The organism is Pseudomonas sp. JV245A, from assembly GCF_032424515.1.
Classification (GTDB): Bacteria; Pseudomonadota; Gammaproteobacteria; order Pseudomonadales; family Pseudomonadaceae; genus Aquipseudomonas; species Aquipseudomonas protegens.
In genome coordinates this window covers 1-250 of the sequence record NZ_VYKE01000649.1, presented here as the reverse complement: position 1 = coordinate 250, position 250 = coordinate 1, and the positions used below count along the sequence as shown (strand labels likewise).

The 250-nt window shown below is 73.2% G+C and carries 1 protein-coding gene; it reads left to right on the top strand.

Translation table 11 applies throughout. The annotated features are described in order from the left end of the window. Window positions 1-250, top strand: a 250-nt coding sequence (locus F6S12_RS33450; RefSeq protein ID WP_315870075.1) for a hypothetical protein, incomplete at both ends; no start/stop codon positions are given.

Below are 250 nucleotides of genomic sequence, written 5' to 3'. Positions count from 1 at the left end.
CGTTGCTCCTGGCCGGGCTGTCGTGGCCGCGCCCACAGTTGCTGGTGGCCGTGCCCCTGCTGCTGGCCTGGCTGGCCGGCCCGGCCCTGGCCTGGTGGCTGAGCCGCCCCGCCAGCCAGGTGGCCTTCGTGCCCAACACGGGCCAGCGGCGTTTCCTGCAGAGCCTGGCCCGCCGCACCTGGGCCTTTTTCGACCAGTACGTCGGCCCCCAGGACAACTGGCTGGCCCCGGACAACCTGCAGGAGCAACC